The organism is Pseudomonas sp. B21-012 (genome assembly GCF_024749305.1).
In the GTDB taxonomy this organism is placed as follows: domain Bacteria; phylum Pseudomonadota; class Gammaproteobacteria; order Pseudomonadales; family Pseudomonadaceae; genus Aquipseudomonas.
In genome coordinates this window covers 1,766,082-1,780,585 of record NZ_CP087197.1, presented here as the reverse complement: position 1 = coordinate 1,780,585, position 14,504 = coordinate 1,766,082, and the positions used below count along the sequence as shown (strand labels likewise).

At 63.8% G+C, this 14,504-nt stretch carries 11 protein-coding genes; all 11 read left to right on the top strand.

Annotated elements, in window-relative coordinates:
- Positions 1–183 precede the first annotated feature (183 nt).
- The 11 genes from gcl (at position 184) to LOY37_RS08190 (ending at position 14,502) form a co-directional block, all read left to right on the top strand.
- The gene (gene gcl / locus LOY37_RS08240) at positions 184–1,959 is read left to right on the top strand and encodes a glyoxylate carboligase (RefSeq protein ID WP_045200404.1); all 1,776 of its coding nucleotides are present in this window, start codon (positions 184–186) and stop codon (positions 1,957–1,959) included.
- Between the two features lie 57 nt (positions 1,960–2,016).
- Positions 2,017–2,799, top strand: a complete 783-nt coding sequence (gene hyi, locus LOY37_RS08235) for a hydroxypyruvate isomerase (protein ID WP_093385501.1) — start codon at positions 2,017–2,019, stop codon at positions 2,797–2,799.
- Positions 2,800–2,916: 117 nt separating this feature from the next.
- Positions 2,917–3,810: a 2-hydroxy-3-oxopropionate reductase gene (locus tag LOY37_RS08230; protein ID WP_045200397.1), complete on the top strand. Its 894-nt coding sequence runs from the start codon at positions 2,917–2,919 to the stop codon at positions 3,808–3,810.
- 172 nt (positions 3,811–3,982) lie between these two features.
- Complete coding sequence (locus LOY37_RS08225; RefSeq protein WP_045200395.1) at positions 3,983–5,251, top strand: glycerate kinase; 1,269 nt, start codon at positions 3,983–3,985, stop codon at positions 5,249–5,251.
- A gap of 1 nt (position 5,252) precedes the next feature.
- Complete coding sequence (pyk, locus tag LOY37_RS08220) at positions 5,253–6,668, top strand: pyruvate kinase (RefSeq protein WP_258716620.1); 1,416 nt, start codon at positions 5,253–5,255, stop codon at positions 6,666–6,668.
- 122 nt (positions 6,669–6,790) lie between these two features.
- Complete coding sequence (locus LOY37_RS08215) at positions 6,791–7,675, top strand: urea transporter (protein ID WP_258716619.1); 885 nt, start codon at positions 6,791–6,793, stop codon at positions 7,673–7,675.
- Positions 7,676–7,719: 44 nt separating this feature from the next.
- A complete protein-coding gene (locus LOY37_RS08210) occupies positions 7,720–8,544 on the top strand; it encodes an ion transporter (protein WP_045200389.1) in 825 nt (274 codons plus the stop codon).
- 93 nt (positions 8,545–8,637) lie between these two features.
- Positions 8,638–9,639 carry a sulfate ABC transporter substrate-binding protein gene (locus tag LOY37_RS08205; RefSeq protein ID WP_123568109.1) on the top strand — a complete coding sequence of 334 codons (1,002 nt, stop codon included), beginning with the start codon at positions 8,638–8,640 and terminating at the stop codon, positions 9,637–9,639.
- Positions 9,640–9,776: 137 nt separating this feature from the next.
- Positions 9,777–11,804 carry a mechanosensitive ion channel family protein gene (locus LOY37_RS08200; protein WP_258716618.1) on the top strand — a complete coding sequence of 676 codons (2,028 nt, stop codon included), beginning with the start codon at positions 9,777–9,779 and terminating at the stop codon, positions 11,802–11,804.
- A 41-nt stretch (positions 11,805–11,845) separates the two neighbouring features.
- Positions 11,846–12,232 carry a DUF2946 domain-containing protein gene (locus LOY37_RS08195; protein ID WP_093385520.1) on the top strand — a complete coding sequence of 129 codons (387 nt, stop codon included), beginning with the start codon at positions 11,846–11,848 and terminating at the stop codon, positions 12,230–12,232.
- Between the two features lie 101 nt (positions 12,233–12,333).
- Entirely contained in the window at positions 12,334–14,502 is a 2,169-nt protein-coding gene (locus tag LOY37_RS08190) for a TonB-dependent siderophore receptor (RefSeq protein ID WP_258716617.1), read from the top strand.
- The last annotated feature ends 2 nt before the right edge of the window (positions 14,503–14,504 follow it).

The window sequence follows — 14,504 nt, the reverse complement described above, 5'->3', positions numbered from 1 at the left end:
AATATTTTTGTATACAATAATTTCGACGCGATGAACCAATTCTGACGAAACGCCATTTTTAAAGGCTTCCCGACGAAAGCGCCGATCGCCGATGAAAATGGATTGACCAGAGTCGCCTGGCGTGAATACACTCTGGTGAAAAGCCATTTGTATACAATTACAAAATCAAAGAGGCACAAAACCATGAGCAAAATGAGAGCAATTGATGCAGCCGTTCTGGTGATGCGCCGCGAAGGTGTGGAAACCGCGTTTGGCATTCCGGGTGCAGCCATCAACCCCCTGTACTCGGCCCTGAAGAAAGTCGGCGGTATCGATCACGTCCTCGCTCGTCACGTTGAAGGCGCCTCGCACATGGCCGAGGGTTACACCCGCACCAAGGCCGGCAACATCGGCGTGTGCATCGGCACCTCCGGCCCTGCCGGCACCGACATGGTCACCGGCCTGTACAGTGCCTCGGCCGACTCCATCCCGATCCTGTGCATCACCGGCCAAGCGCCGCGTGCCCGCATGCACAAGGAAGATTTCCAGGCCGTCGACATCACCAGCATCGTCAAGCCGGTGACCAAGTGGGCGACCACCGTTCTGGAACCCGGCCAGGTGCCATATGCGTTCCAGAAAGCCTTCTATGAAATGCGCTCCGGCCGCCCAGGCCCGGTGCTGATCGACCTGCCGTTCGACGTGCAGATGGCCGAGATCGAATTCGACATCGATGCCTACCAGCCGCTGCCGGTGCAAAAGCCTGCGGCCAACCGTGTCCAGGTCGAGAAAGCCCTGGCCATGCTCGACACTGCCGAGCGTCCATTGCTGGTCGCCGGTGGCGGCATCATCAACGCCGATGCCTGCGACAAGCTGGTGGAATTCGCTGAGCTGACCGGTATCCCGGTGATCCCGACCCTGATGGGCTGGGGCATCATCCCTGACGATCACCCGCTGATGGTCGGCATGGTCGGCCTGCAGACCTCGCACCGCTACGGCAACGCCACTATGCTCAAGTCCGACGTGGTGCTGGGTATCGGCAACCGTTGGGCCAACCGTCACACCGGCTCCGTTGACGTCTACACCGAAGGCCGCCGCTTCATTCACGTCGACATCGAGCCGACCCAGATTGGCCGCGTGTTCACCCCGGACCTGGGTATCGTTTCCGACGCTGGCGCCGCCCTGGACGTGTTCCTGGAAGTGGCCCGCGAGTGGAAAGCCGCCGGCAAGCTCAAGGACCGCAGCGCCTGGCTCGAAGACTGCCAGCAGCGCAAGTCGAGCCTGCAGCGCAAGACCCACTTCGACAACGTGCCGGTCAAGCCGCAGCGCGTTTACCAGGAAATGAACCAGGTGTTCGGCAAGGACACCTGCTACGTCAGCACCATCGGTCTGTCGCAGATCGCCGGCGCACAGTTCCTCCACGTCTACAAGCCGCGCCACTGGATCAACTGCGGCCAGGCCGGCCCGCTGGGCTGGACCATTCCTGCGGCGCTGGGCGTGGTCAAGGCCGACCCGACTCGCAAGGTCGTGGCACTGTCGGGCGACTATGACTTCCAGTTCATGATCGAAGAGCTGGCAGTGGGCGCGCAGTTCAACCTGCCCTACGTCCACGTGCTGGTGAACAACTCCTACCTGGGCCTGATCCGCCAGGCCCAGCGCGGCTTCGAGATGGATTACTGTGTGCAGCTGGCGTTCGAGAACGTCAACGCGCCGGAACTCAACGGTTATGGCGTCGATCACGTCGCCGTGGTCGAAGGCCTGGGCTGCAAGGCCCTGCGCGTGACCGAGCCTGGCGAGATCGCCCCGGCCCTGCTCAAGGCGCAAAAGCTGGCTGAAGAGTTCCGGGTACCGGTGGTGGTCGAGGTTATCCTCGAGCGCGTGACCAACATTTCCATGGGCACCGAAATCAACGCGGTCAACGAATTCGAAGACCTGGCCCTGGTCGGCAACGACGCGCCAACCGCGATTTCCCTGCTCGACTGATCGCTGCGAAGGCCCTGCTGCCGGGTGCACAGGGCCCCTTTTTGCAAGGAGACAACCATGCCACGTTTCGCCGCCAACCTGTCCATGCTGTTCACCGAGCAGGACTTCCTCGCCCGTTTCAAGGCTGCTGCCGACGCCGGCTTCAGCGGTGTCGAGTACCTGTTCCCGTACGACTTCAGCTCGGCTGAAATCAAGCAGCAGCTCGATGCCCACGGCCTGACCCAGGTGCTGTTCAACCTGCCGGCCGGCGACTGGGCCAAGGGTGATCGCGGCATCGCCTGCGACCCGGCCCGTGTCGAGGAATTCCGCGCCGGTGTCGATCTGGCCATCGCCTACGCCCAGGTGCTGGGCAACACCCAGGTCAACTGCCTGGCCGGCATCCGTCCACAAGGCCCGGACTGCGCCACGGTGCGCAAGACCTTCGTCGACAACCTCAAGTTTGCCGCCGACAAGCTACAGGCCGCCGGGATCAAGCTGGTCATGGAAATGATCAACACCCGCGACATCCCGGGCTTCTACCTGAACACCACCAAACAGGCCCTGGAGATCCAGGCCGAGGTGGCGAGCAGCAACCTGTACCTGCAATACGACATCTACCACATGCAGATCATGGAGGGCGATCTTGCCCGTACCGTGCAGAGCAACCTGGCCAAGATCAACCACATCCAGCTGGCCGACAACCCCGGCCGCAACGAGCCGGGTACTGGCGAGATCAACTATCGCTTCCTCTTCGAACACCTGGACCGCATCGGCTACCAGGGCTGGGTGGGCTGTGAATACAAGCCGCTGACCACTACCGAAGCGGGCCTTGGCTGGCTGAAGACCCATAACGCGATTTAAGGATTCCCTGTAGGAGCGGGCTTGCCCCGCGATAGCGGCGGTACGGCCACTATCAAATCGCGGGGCAAGCCCGCTCCTACAGTGCCCTGCATCCAACAATTACAAGAGGCATTTCTCATGGCTAAAATCGGATTTATCGGCACCGGCATCATGGGCCGCCCAATGGCGCAGAACCTGCAAAAAGCCGGTCACAGCCTGTTCCTCTCGACCCACCACGACGCCGCGCCTGCCGACCTGGTCGCCGCCGGCGCCGTAGCCCTGGCCAACCCGAAAGAAGTGGCCCAGGAAGCTGAATTCATCATCGTCATGGTCCCCGATACCCCGCAGGTTGAAGCGGTGCTGTTCGGCGACAACGGCGTGGCCCAGGGCGTCGGCCCGAACAAGGTGGTGATCGACATGAGCTCGATCTCGCCAACCGCCACCAAAGCCTTCGCCGAGAAGATCAAGGCCACCGGCGCCACCTACCTCGACGCGCCGGTGTCCGGCGGTGAAGTCGGTGCCAAGGCCGCGACCCTGAGCATCATGGTCGGCGGCTGCCCGAACGCCTTCGAACGCGCCCTGCCGCTGTTCCAGGTCATGGGCAAGAACATCACCCGCGTCGGCGGCAGCGGCGACGGCCAGACTGCCAAGGTCGCCAACCAGATCATCGTCGCCCTGAACATCCAGGCGGTGGCCGAAGCGCTGCTGTTCGCCGCCAAGAACGGCGCCGATCCTGCCAAGGTGCGTGAAGCACTGATGGGCGGCTTCGCTTCGTCGAAAATCCTCGAAGTGCACGGCGAGCGCATGATCAAGGGCACCTTCGACCCGGGCTTCCGTATCAGCCTGCACCAGAAAGACCTGAACCTGGCCCTGCAAGGCGCCAAGGAACTGAACATCAACCTGCCCAACACCGCCAACGCCCAGCAAGTGTTCAGCACTTGCGCGGCCATCGGCGGCGCCAACTGGGACCACTCGGCGCTGATCAAGGGCCTTGAGCACATGGCCAACTTCTCGATCCGCGGTGAAGAGTAAGAGGCCAGTTGCAAGCTTCAAGCTGCAAGTAAAAGCAGGCCGCGCATCGATCCGCTTTCTCTTGCGGCTTGGAGCTTGAAGCTTGCCGCTTTCAGCGCCCCTGGGTCGGCCTGCACGGAGGCAGAACCAGGGGCGTTTTCGATTTTGAAAAACAATAAGATTGGAGCCTGCCATGTCGGTCGATCCGCAACACTTTCTGCGCGAGCTGTTCGCCACAGCCATCGATGCCGCGCATCCCCGCCAGGTCCTTGAAGCCCACCTGCCCAGCGACCGCAGCGGTCGCGTCATCGTCATCGGCGCCGGCAAGGCTGCCGCGGCCATGGCTGAAGTCGTCGAGCGCGCCTGGAAGGGCCCGGTTTCCGGCCTGGTGGTTACCCGCTACGGCCATGGCGCCAGCTGCTCGAAAATCGAAGTGGTCGAAGCCGCCCACCCGGTCCCGGATGCCGCCGGCCTGGCCGTGGCCAAGCGGGTACTGGAAATGGTCAGCAACCTCACGGCTGACGACCGGGTGATTTTCCTGCTCTCCGGCGGTGGTTCGGCGCTGCTGGCGCTGCCTGCCGAAGGCCTGACCCTGGCCGACAAGCAACAGATCAACAAGGCCCTGCTCAAATCCGGCGCGACCATCGGCGAGATGAACTGCGTGCGCAAGCACCTCTCGGCGATCAAGGGCGGGCGCCTGGCCAAGGCTTGCTGGCCGGCCACCGTCTATACCTATGCGATTTCCGATGTACCCGGGGATCTGGCCACGGTCATTGCCTCCGGCCCCACCGTGGCCGACCCGAGCACCTCGGCCGAAGCCCTGGCGATCCTCAAGCGCTACAACATCGAAGCGCCTGCTGCGGTCACCGCCTGGCTCAACAACCCGGCCTCCGAGACCGTCAAGGCTGACGACCCGGCCCTGGCCCGCAGCCACTTCCAGCTGATCGCCCGGCCCCAGCAGTCGCTGGAAGCGGCAGCGGTCAAAGCCCGCCAGGCCGGCTTCAGCCCGCTGATCCTTGGCGACCTCGAAGGCGAGTCGCGCGAGGTGGCCAAGGTCCATGCCGGCATCGCCCGGCAGATCGTCCAGCACGGCCAGCCGCTGTCGCCACCCTGCGTGATCCTCTCCGGTGGCGAAACCACCGTGACCGTGCGCGGCAATGGCCGTGGCGGGCGCAACGCCGAGTTTTTGCTGAGCCTGACCGAAAGCCTCAAGGGCCTGCGCGGGGTCTATGCCCTGGCCGGTGACACCGATGGCATCGACGGCTCCGAAGACAACGCCGGCGCACTGATGACCCCGGACAGCTACGCCCGCGCCGCGGCCCTGGGCCTGTCGGCCAGTGACGAGCTGGACAACAACAATGGCTACGGCTACTTCGCCGCGCTCGATGACTTGATCGTTACCGAGCCGACGCGGACCAACGTCAACGATTTTCGCGCCATCCTGATTCTCGAGAGTGCCTGACATGACGCCAGATAAAAAAGTCAAAATCCTCGCCACCCTCGGTCCTGCGATCAAGGGCATCGATGACATCCGCCAGCTGGTCGAGGCCGGGGTGAACATCTTTCGCCTGAACTTCAGCCACGGCGAGCACGAAGACCACGCCCTGCGCTACCAGTGGATCCGCGAGGTGGAAAGCCAGCTCAACTACCCGCTGGGCATCCTCATGGACCTGCAGGGGCCTAAACTGCGCGTCGGCCGTTTTGCCGAGGGCAAGGTCCAGCTGCAACGCGGCCAGGCCCTGCGCCTGGACCTGGACAGCACCCCGGGTACGCTTGAGCGGGTCAACCTGCCGCACCCGGAAATCATCGCTGCGCTGGAGCCGGGCATGGACCTGCTGCTCGACGACGGCAAGCTGCGCCTGCGGGTAACCGCCAAGCACAGCAACGCGATCGAGACCGAAGTGCTCAACGGCGGCGAGTTGTCCGACCGCAAGGGCGTCAACGTGCCGCAAGCGGTGCTCGACCTCAGCCCGCTGACCGCCAAGGACCGCCGCGACCTGAGCTTCGGCCTGGAACTGGGCGTGGACTGGGTGGCGCTGTCGTTCGTGCAGCGCCCGGAAGACATCGTCGAAGCGCGCCAGCTGATCGGTGACCGTGCCTACTTGATGGCCAAGATCGAAAAGCCCTCGGCGGTGACCCAACTGCGCGCCATTGCCGAGCTCAGCGACGCGATCATGGTTGCCCGTGGCGACCTGGGCGTGGAAGTGCCGGCCGAAAGCGTGCCGCAGATCCAGAAGAGCATCATCAACACCTGCCGCGAACTGGGTAAACCGGTGGTGGTGGCCACGCAGATGCTCGAATCGATGCGCTTCTCCCCGGCCCCGACCCGCGCCGAAGTCACCGACGTCGCCAACGCCGTGGCCGAAGGCGCCGATGCGGTGATGCTCTCGGCCGAGACCGCTTCGGGTGACTACCCGCTGGAAGCGGTGCAGATGATGAGCAAGATCATCCGCCAGGTGGAGAACGGCCCGGATTACCAGGCCCAGCTCGACGTTGGCCGGCCAAAAGCCGAGGCCACTGTGTCGGATGCCATCAGCTGCGCAATCCGCCGCATCAGCGGCATCCTGCCGGTGGCGGTGCTGGTCAACTACAGCGAATCGGGGGCTTCGACCCTGCGCGCTGCGCGCGAGCGGCCACGGGCGCCGATCCTCAACCTGACGCCCAACCTGTCCACCGCCCGGCGCCTGAGCGTGGCCTGGGGTGTGCATTCGGTGGTCAACGATCGCTTGCGCCAGGTCGACGAGATCTGCTCCACCGCCCTGGAGATCGCCCAGGCCCAGGGCATGGCCAGCCGCGGCGACACGCTGTTGATCACTGCCGGTGTGCCTTTTGGCAAGCCGGGGTCGACTAACACGCTGCGGATCGAGACCTTGATCTGAGGTAGACCGCTCCCACAGGTTTGTGGGAGCGGGCTTGACCCGCGATGAATGCAACACAAACCCCAGGTGGGACAACCCGGCCCAAAGAGGCTCCCCACTCCACATCAACCCAGACTGCCCCCATGTACACCAAGAATTTCGTCAACCCGTGCCCCGACTGGGCCACTGCCTTGCTCAACGGCTTCAGCCAGGTGCTGCTGCAGCGCAATCCGCTGTGTGGCCTGTGCTGCCTGCTGGCTATCACCCTGACCGCGCCCGACCTGGTCGGCGGCGCGCTACTCGGGGCCCTCGCCGGGCTACTGACTGCCCAGCGCCGTGGCTACAACCGCACTGACCGCCAGGCCGGCCTGTACAGCTACAACGGCGTGCTGATTGGCCTGCTGATCAGCTATGCCCTGCCCTGGTCGGCGATTCTGCCGCCACTGATCATCGCCGCTGGCGGCCTGAGCAGCATGCTCGTGCACCAGTGGCTCAAGCGCGGCCTCAAGCCACTGCTGCCTGCCTATACCGCGCCGTTCGTGTTGCTCGGCTGGGCCGCCCTGGCCATGGCCGAACCCGCCAGCGCCACCAGCACCAGTGTCGAGGCCAACCCGCTGTTCGCCCTGGCCCGCGGCCTTGGGCAGATCTTCTTGCTCGACCAGCCGCTGGCCGGCGTGCTGATCGCCCTCGGCCTGCTGATCTCCAATCGCTACGCCGCCGTCTGGGCCCTGCTCGGCTCGGCCATCGGCGGCAGCGTGGCGTTGATCGGTGGCGAGGCCACGGCGGCCTACAACGGCCTGTTCGGTTTCAATGCCGCCCTCGCCGCCCTGGCCTTCAGCCAGGAACGCCAGCGGCCCTGGCTGCCGCTGCTGGCCATCGTCCTGGCAATTGCCCTGCAACCAGCGGTGAGCCTGCTGCCGGTCGCCGGCCTGACCGCGCCGTTCATTCTCGCCTGCTGGCTGCTGCACGCCGGTGGCCGCCTGCTGCGCCTGCCGCTATCCCACAGCCGGCGTCGCTTGCACAGCTGAGGTGCAGCCCCTAGGCTCTGCCCATCTGCCTTTGGAACGAGCCTATGGACACCCCTTCGAGCTGGCGCGAGCGGCTCTACGTCATCGTCTTTCAAACCGACACCACGGCCGGCCGGCGCTTCGACAAGATCCTCCTGCTGATCATTCTCGCCAGCCTGGTAACGGTGATCCTCGACAGCATCGACGAGGTGCACCAGGGTTATGCCGGGTTGCTGGCGGCCGTCGAGTGGGGCTTTACCGCGATCTTTCTGGTCGAGTACCTGATCCGCTTGTATTGCTCGCCCAAGCCCTTGCGCTACGCCTTCAGTTTTTATGGCCTGGTCGACCTGCTGGCGATCGTCCCGGGGATCATCGCCCTGTACTACAGCGACGCCCAATACCTGCTGATCATCCGCGTCGTACGTATGCTGCGGATCTTTCGCGTGCTCAAGCTCAGCCCCTACCTCAAGCAGGCCCATTACCTGCTCGCGGCGCTGCGCGGCAGCAAGCAGAAGATCATCGTGTTCCTGCTCAGCGTCTCGACCCTGGTCACCGTGTTCGGCACCCTGATGTATGTGGTCGAAGGTCCCGAGCATGGCTTTACCAGCATCCCCAAGGGCATCTACTGGGCGATCGTCACCCTGACCACGGTCGGCTTTGGCGACATCGTGCCCAAGACCCCGCTGGGCCAGGTGTTGTCGTCGATGGTGATGATCACCGGTTACTCGATCATCGCCGTGCCCACCGGGATTTTCACCGCCGAGCTTGCCAACGCCATGCGCGGCGAACAGCTGCAGCACGACTGCCCGGTGTGCCGGAAAAACAGCCACGAGCACGGCGCGGCGTTCTGCTCGCGCTGCGGCAATGCGCTGTTCAAAAAAATGGAATAAGCAAAGCACTTTTTAATCTTTTAGCGCCTAAAGCCCAACCGTTATAGTCGCTGGCATAATGCCTTTAACGCTAACTCGAACAAGGAATGCGCAGTGAAAAAACTCTTCAGTGCCTCGCTTCTGGCCGCAAGCCTCGCCTTCGGCTCCGTGGCCCAGGCCGCTCCGGCGCCGCTGCTGAACGTCTCGTACGACGTGATGCGCGACTTCTACAAGGATTACAACGCCGCGTTCCAGAAGCACTGGGAAGCCGAGCACAAAGAGAAGATCACCGTGCAGATGTCGTTCGGTGGCTCGAGCAAGCAGGCCCGTTCGGTAATCGACGGCCTGCCGGCTGACGTCATCACCATGAACATGGCCACCGACATCAATGCCCTGGCCGACAACGGCAAGCTGGTGCCGGACAACTGGGTCACGCGCCTGCCGAACAACAGCGCGCCGTTCACCTCGGCCACTGTGTTCATCGTGCGCAAGGGCAACCCCAAGGCCCTGAAAGACTGGCCCGACCTGCTCAAAGACGGCGTCCAGGTCATTGTGCCAAACCCGAAAACCTCCGGTAACGGCCGCTACACCTACCTCTCGGCCTGGGGCTATGTGCTGAAGAACGGCGGTGACGAGAACAAGGCCAAGGACTTTGTCGGCAAGCTGTTCAAGCAGGCGCCAGTGCTCGATACCGGTGGCCGCGCCGCCACCACCACCTTCATGACCAACCAGATCGGCGACGTGCTGGTGACCTTCGAGAACGAAGCCGAAATGATCGCCCGCGAGTTCGGTCGTGACCAGTTCGAAGTCATCTACCCAAGCGTCTCCGCCGAAGCCGAGCCACCGGTGAGTGTGGTCGACAAGGTGGTCGAGAAGAAAGGCAGCCGCGCCACCGCCGAGGCATACCTGAAATACCTGTGGTCGCCTGAGGCCCAGGAAATCGCCGCCAACAACTACCTGCGTCCGCGTGATCCAGCGGTGCTGGCCAAGTACACCGACCGCTTCCCGAAAGTCGACTTCCTCTCGGTCGAGAAGACCTTCGGTGACTGGCGCACCGTGCAGAAAACCCACTTCAACGATGGCGGGATTTTCGACCAGATCTACACCGGGCAGTAATGGCCTCATCGCGGGTCAGTCGAGGTGACGCCTCGACTTGACCCGCGATTGCTTCACCCCCTATCGAACTTACCCTCCCATTTGCTGATCAGTTCATTGACTACCCTTTCCGTCATCCACGGCTCAAGGAGTGCCCAGTGACCCGATCTTTACTCACCTTGCTGTTCAGTTGCCTGTTGAGCAGCCAGCTGTTCGCCGCCGAACCTTCGCCCGCCGCACCAACACCTGAACCTGAACCCGTGGTCCAGGGCGGCCTGCTCGGCGCCATTGCCGATGGCCTGGACGATGTCAGCCAGGAACTGGATATCGACAGCCACCTGTTCGACAGCTGGCGCCTGCGCGCCGACCGCGCCGTCAATGAAGTCGATCAACTGGTCAACCGCCACGCCGGTCGCGATGGCCTCGACCTGCTGGGCGATTTCGCCCTGCTGAGCATCACCTGGCTGGTCGCCTTCGCGGTGCTCAGCAACCTCGGCCGCCTGCTGGCCCATCGCAGCAACAACAGCCGCCCGCTGCGCCAACGCCCGCGCCTGCAGAAACTGCTCGGCTACCTGCTGCCCTATACCCTGCCGGCCCTGGCCAGCCTGCCGACCACGCTGTACGTCAGCCACTATCTGGAGCCGTCGGTAGGCCGCGCCCTGGGCCTGAGCCTGGCCTATGCCACCAGCAGCGGTATCTTCTCGACCTCGATCATCCTGTGCCTGATCACCCTGTTCGACACCGGCCACAAGCGCGCGGCGGTGCGCATCATTCGCCAGCTGGCGCCTCGGCCGCTGTTCATGATCGGCTTTCTGGCGGCCTGGAGCGATGCCCTGACCAGCCCGCAGATCGCCCGGCAACTGGGCGGCAACATCACCAGCAGCGTGGCGGTAATCACCGGCCTGCTGGCGACCCTGGCGTTCGCCGTCCTGGTGATTCGCCTGCGCCGCCCGGTGGCGCACCTGATCCGCAACCGCGCGCTCAAGGAGCGCTTGCAGCACCGCGCCGTGCAGGAAACCCTGCGGATCTTTTCCTGGCTCTGGTACCTGCCGATCCTGATGATGATCCTGGTCTCGGCCATCACCCTGATCGGCGCCGGCGAAGAGAGCCAGAAGGCCCTGCAAAACGCTTTGCTGACCACCATTTTGCTGATCGCCACGCTGTTTCTCAGCACCACCTTGCAGCACCTGTTCAAGGCCCACGACATCGAACCCGGGCAACGCCTGCGTCCGTACAAGGAACTGCTGCGCAACCTTGCCCACGCGCTGCTGCGCATCGCCATGGCAGTGGCCTTCATCGAGCTGCTGGGGCGCATCTGGGGCTTTTCGGTGCTCGATTTTGCCCTGCGCAACAGCCTGGGCCGGGCGATCAGTGATTCACTGAGCAGCATCGGCCTGATCCTGCTGGTCACCTGGCTGCTGTGGGTGGTGATCGACACGGCGATCCAGGAAGCCCTCAAGCCCACGGTGGGGCGGCGCTCGTCGCGCCAGCCGAGCACCCGGGTGCGGACCATCCTGCCGATGCTGCGCAATGCCATCAAGATCATCCTGGTGGTGATCTGCACCATCACCACCATGGCCAACCTGGGCATCAACGTCGCGCCCTTGCTGGCCGGCGCCGGGGTGGTCGGCCTGGCGATCGGTTTCGGCTCCCAGCAACTGGTGCAGGACGTGATCACCGGGCTGTTCATCCTCATCGAAGACACCATCGCCATCGGCGACTGGGTGGTGCTCGATTCCGGGCATGCCGGCACGGTCGAGAGCCTGACCATCCGCACCTTGCGCCTGCGTGATGGCAAGGGCTTCGTGCACTCGGTACCGTTCGGCCAGATCAAGGCGGTCACCAACCAGTCACGGCAGTTCGCCTATGCGTTCTTCTCGGTGCAGTTCAGCTACCAGACCGACGTCGACAGCGCGCTGAAACTGATCCGCGAAGTCGGCCAGTCGATCAGCGAAGACCCGCTGCTGCGCCACAGCCTGCAAGGGCCGCTGCAGGTGTTCGGGGTCGACAGCATGAACCTCAACGGCATCACTTTGACCGCGCAGTTTCGCACCAGCTCCGGCGGGCAATATGCGGTCAATCGCGCCTTCAACGAACGGCTGAAAAAGCGCGTCGACCAGACCGACGACGTGAGCTTTGCGCAATACAATCCGCCACCGCAAAAAGTCGCTGAAGAACCGGCCTGATTGCTTTAACCCCAGCGGCCATCGGTGCTAAAGTCGCGGCCATGAACCGCGCCCCCGCCGACCGCCCGCTGATTGCCTGGACCTTGTACTTCTGTGTCCTGTTCAATCTGTTCGCCTGCGGTATCGGTCACGGGCAGATGATGGGCCTGCAACTCAACGGTATCGGCGGCGCCTATTGCTCGGCCATGGGCAGCGCCGGGCCGACGCTGAAAAGCGATTTCGGCGATCAGACGGTGGCCGGCTGGGACAGCATGCAGACCTGCCCGGTGTGCGCTGCCGCCGTGGTCTGCCTGGGCCTGGTGCTGGTCATCGGCTGGCTGCTGGCGGTTACCCGGGTACGTCGCTATCACCGTGAACTGCGCAGCAAAGCGCCGCCGCGATATTGCTGGCCGGCCGCCAACCCCCGCGCCTCCCCGCTTCTGGCTTGAACCTCCTGGCAGCCGCTTGGGCTGCCCGAAACCGGCCGTTTTTTGCTGTGCCTGCCTGACAGGTGCAGGCGGCCGCTGGCTCAATTTCCAGAGTGTGATTCATGCCCTACTCCTATCGCCTTTACGGTTGCGCGGCGCTGCTGTGCGCGTTGCCCTTCCACGCTGTGGCCGAGGCGCCGCTGACCCTGCCCGACCTGCGTATCAACAGCCGCGCCGACGCCGAAGACGGCGTGCTGCTCGACACCCCGTCGCAAACCGCTTCGCGCCTTGGCCTCACCCCGCGGGAAACCCCGGCCTCGGTGAGCATCGTCAACCGCCAGCAGATCGAGCAACGCGGCGCGCAGACCACCCAGGACGCGCTTAACGGCGTGCCCGGTATGACCGCCGCCTCACCACCGGGCTCGGCAGGCTCGGTGGCTTACCGGGGGTTCTCCGGGGGGCAGATCACCCAGTTGTTCAACGGCATCAGCGTGCAGTACGACTCGGTTGCCGCGCGCCCGGTCGACAGCTGGATCTATGACCGCGTCGAAGCCGTCGGCGGGCCGTCGAGCTTCCTGTTTGGCGCTGGCGCCGTCGGCGGCTCGATCAACTACATCAGCAAACTGGCCAGCCGCGACGAGAACTTCAACGAAGGCAGGATCAAGTACGGCTCCTACGACAGCAGCGAGACTTCGTTCGGCTTTAACCATGCGCTCAACGACGGCGATGGCATCCGCAACTACGCACGCCTGGATTTCAGCCACAGCAAGAGCAACGGCTATGTCGATCGCGAAGAGCGCGATGCCTGGACCGTGGCGTTCTCGCTGCTCACCGACATCAACGACCAGCTGTCCCACACCCTGGCCGTGGAGTACCAGAACGAAACGGTCGACAGCCCCTATTGGGGCAGCCCGGTGCTCAACCCGCTGGGCGGCGAAATGAAGGTCGACGAGAGCCGCCGCTTCGAAAACTACAACGTCGAGGACGGCCGCTACGAGCAGCGCGTGCGCTGGCTGCGCTCAATCACCGAGTACCGCTTCAACGACAACACCTCGCTGCGCAACACCCTCTACCACTACAACACCGAGCGTGATTTTCGTAACCTCGAAACCTACGCCTACAACGCCGACAACAGCCGGGTCAACCGCTCCAATGCGCTGCTGCAACGCCATGACCAGGAGCTCAACGGCAACCGCTTCGAATTGCTGCACGAGGGCCAGTTGTTCGGCCTGAACAGCCAGTGGTCGGCGGGCCTGGACTACAGCCACAACGTGCAGATGACCTACCCGCGCTCGATCACCGGTATTTTCGACAGTGTCGATCCGGCCAACTTCGAACCCGGGCATTTCTATGACCTGAAGGGCATGGTCCCGGGCTTTCAGAAGAACCGCGAGAACACCGTCGACACCTGGGCGGCGTTCGTCGAGAACCGCCTGCAACTGACCGAGCGCCTGTCGCTGCTGACCGGCTTGCGCTATGACCATATCGACCTCGATGTGCACAACTACCGCACGGTCGATGCCAACAACCCGCTGGACTTCCAGCGCAGCTACGAGCCCACCACCGGGCGCATCGGCCTGGTCTACGAGCTGACCCCGGCGGCCAACGTCTATGTGCAGTACAGCACCGCCGCCGACCCGCCCTCGGGCATGCTCAGCACAGCCAGTTTTGCCACCGTACGCGACTTCGACCTGAGCACCGGCAAGCAGCTGGAAGTGGGCAGCAAGTTCAGCTTCCTCGATGGCCGCGGCGCCGCCACCGTTGCCGCCTACCAGATCGAGCGCAAGAACCTCGCCACCGCCGATGCCGCTAACCCCAGCGTCACCCAGCCGGTGGGCAAGCAGACCTCGCGCGGGGTAGAAGTGGCCGCCTCGCTGCACGTCACACCGAAGCTGTTGGCCGAGGGCAACTTTGCCTACGTCGACGCCCAGTACGACGAGTTCAACGAGAACGTCGGCGGTCGCTCGATCTCGCGCAAGGGCAATACCCCGACCAACATCCCCGAGCGGGTCGCCAACCTGTGGCTGACCTACGACATCGACCCGAGCTGGCAAATCGGTGCCGACAGCCGCTACGTGTCTTCGGTGTATGCCGACGCGGCCAACACCCGCTACGCACCGGCCTACACGATCTTCGGTGCCTTCGTCGGTTTCAAGGTCGATGACGACACGCGCATCACAGCCCGGGTGCGCAACCTGACCGACGAGGTGTATGCCCGCTGGACCTCCTCGAGCATGCTCTACCTCGGTGCCCCGCGCACCCTGGAGCTGGCCGTGCAGACGCGCTTCTAGGA

Excerpts from the sequence above, each read along its gene's own strand:
- gcl (WP_045200404.1), top strand. The coding sequence starts at position 184 with ATGAGCAAAATGAGAGCAATTGATGCAGCCGTTCTGGTGATGCGCCGC.
- hyi (WP_093385501.1), top strand. The coding sequence starts at position 2,017 with ATGCCACGTTTCGCCGCCAACCTGTCCATGCTGTTCACCGAGCAGGAC.
- LOY37_RS08230 (WP_045200397.1), top strand. The coding sequence starts at position 2,917 with ATGGCTAAAATCGGATTTATCGGCACCGGCATCATGGGCCGCCCAATG.
- LOY37_RS08225 (WP_045200395.1), top strand. The coding sequence starts at position 3,983 with ATGTCGGTCGATCCGCAACACTTTCTGCGCGAGCTGTTCGCCACAGCC.
- pyk (WP_258716620.1), top strand. The coding sequence starts at position 5,253 with ATGACGCCAGATAAAAAAGTCAAAATCCTCGCCACCCTCGGTCCTGCG.
- LOY37_RS08215 (WP_258716619.1), top strand. The coding sequence starts at position 6,791 with ATGTACACCAAGAATTTCGTCAACCCGTGCCCCGACTGGGCCACTGCC.
- LOY37_RS08210 (WP_045200389.1), top strand. The coding sequence starts at position 7,720 with ATGGACACCCCTTCGAGCTGGCGCGAGCGGCTCTACGTCATCGTCTTT.
- LOY37_RS08195 (WP_093385520.1), top strand. The coding sequence starts at position 11,846 with ATGAACCGCGCCCCCGCCGACCGCCCGCTGATTGCCTGGACCTTGTAC.
- LOY37_RS08190 (WP_258716617.1), top strand. The coding sequence starts at position 12,334 with ATGCCCTACTCCTATCGCCTTTACGGTTGCGCGGCGCTGCTGTGCGCG.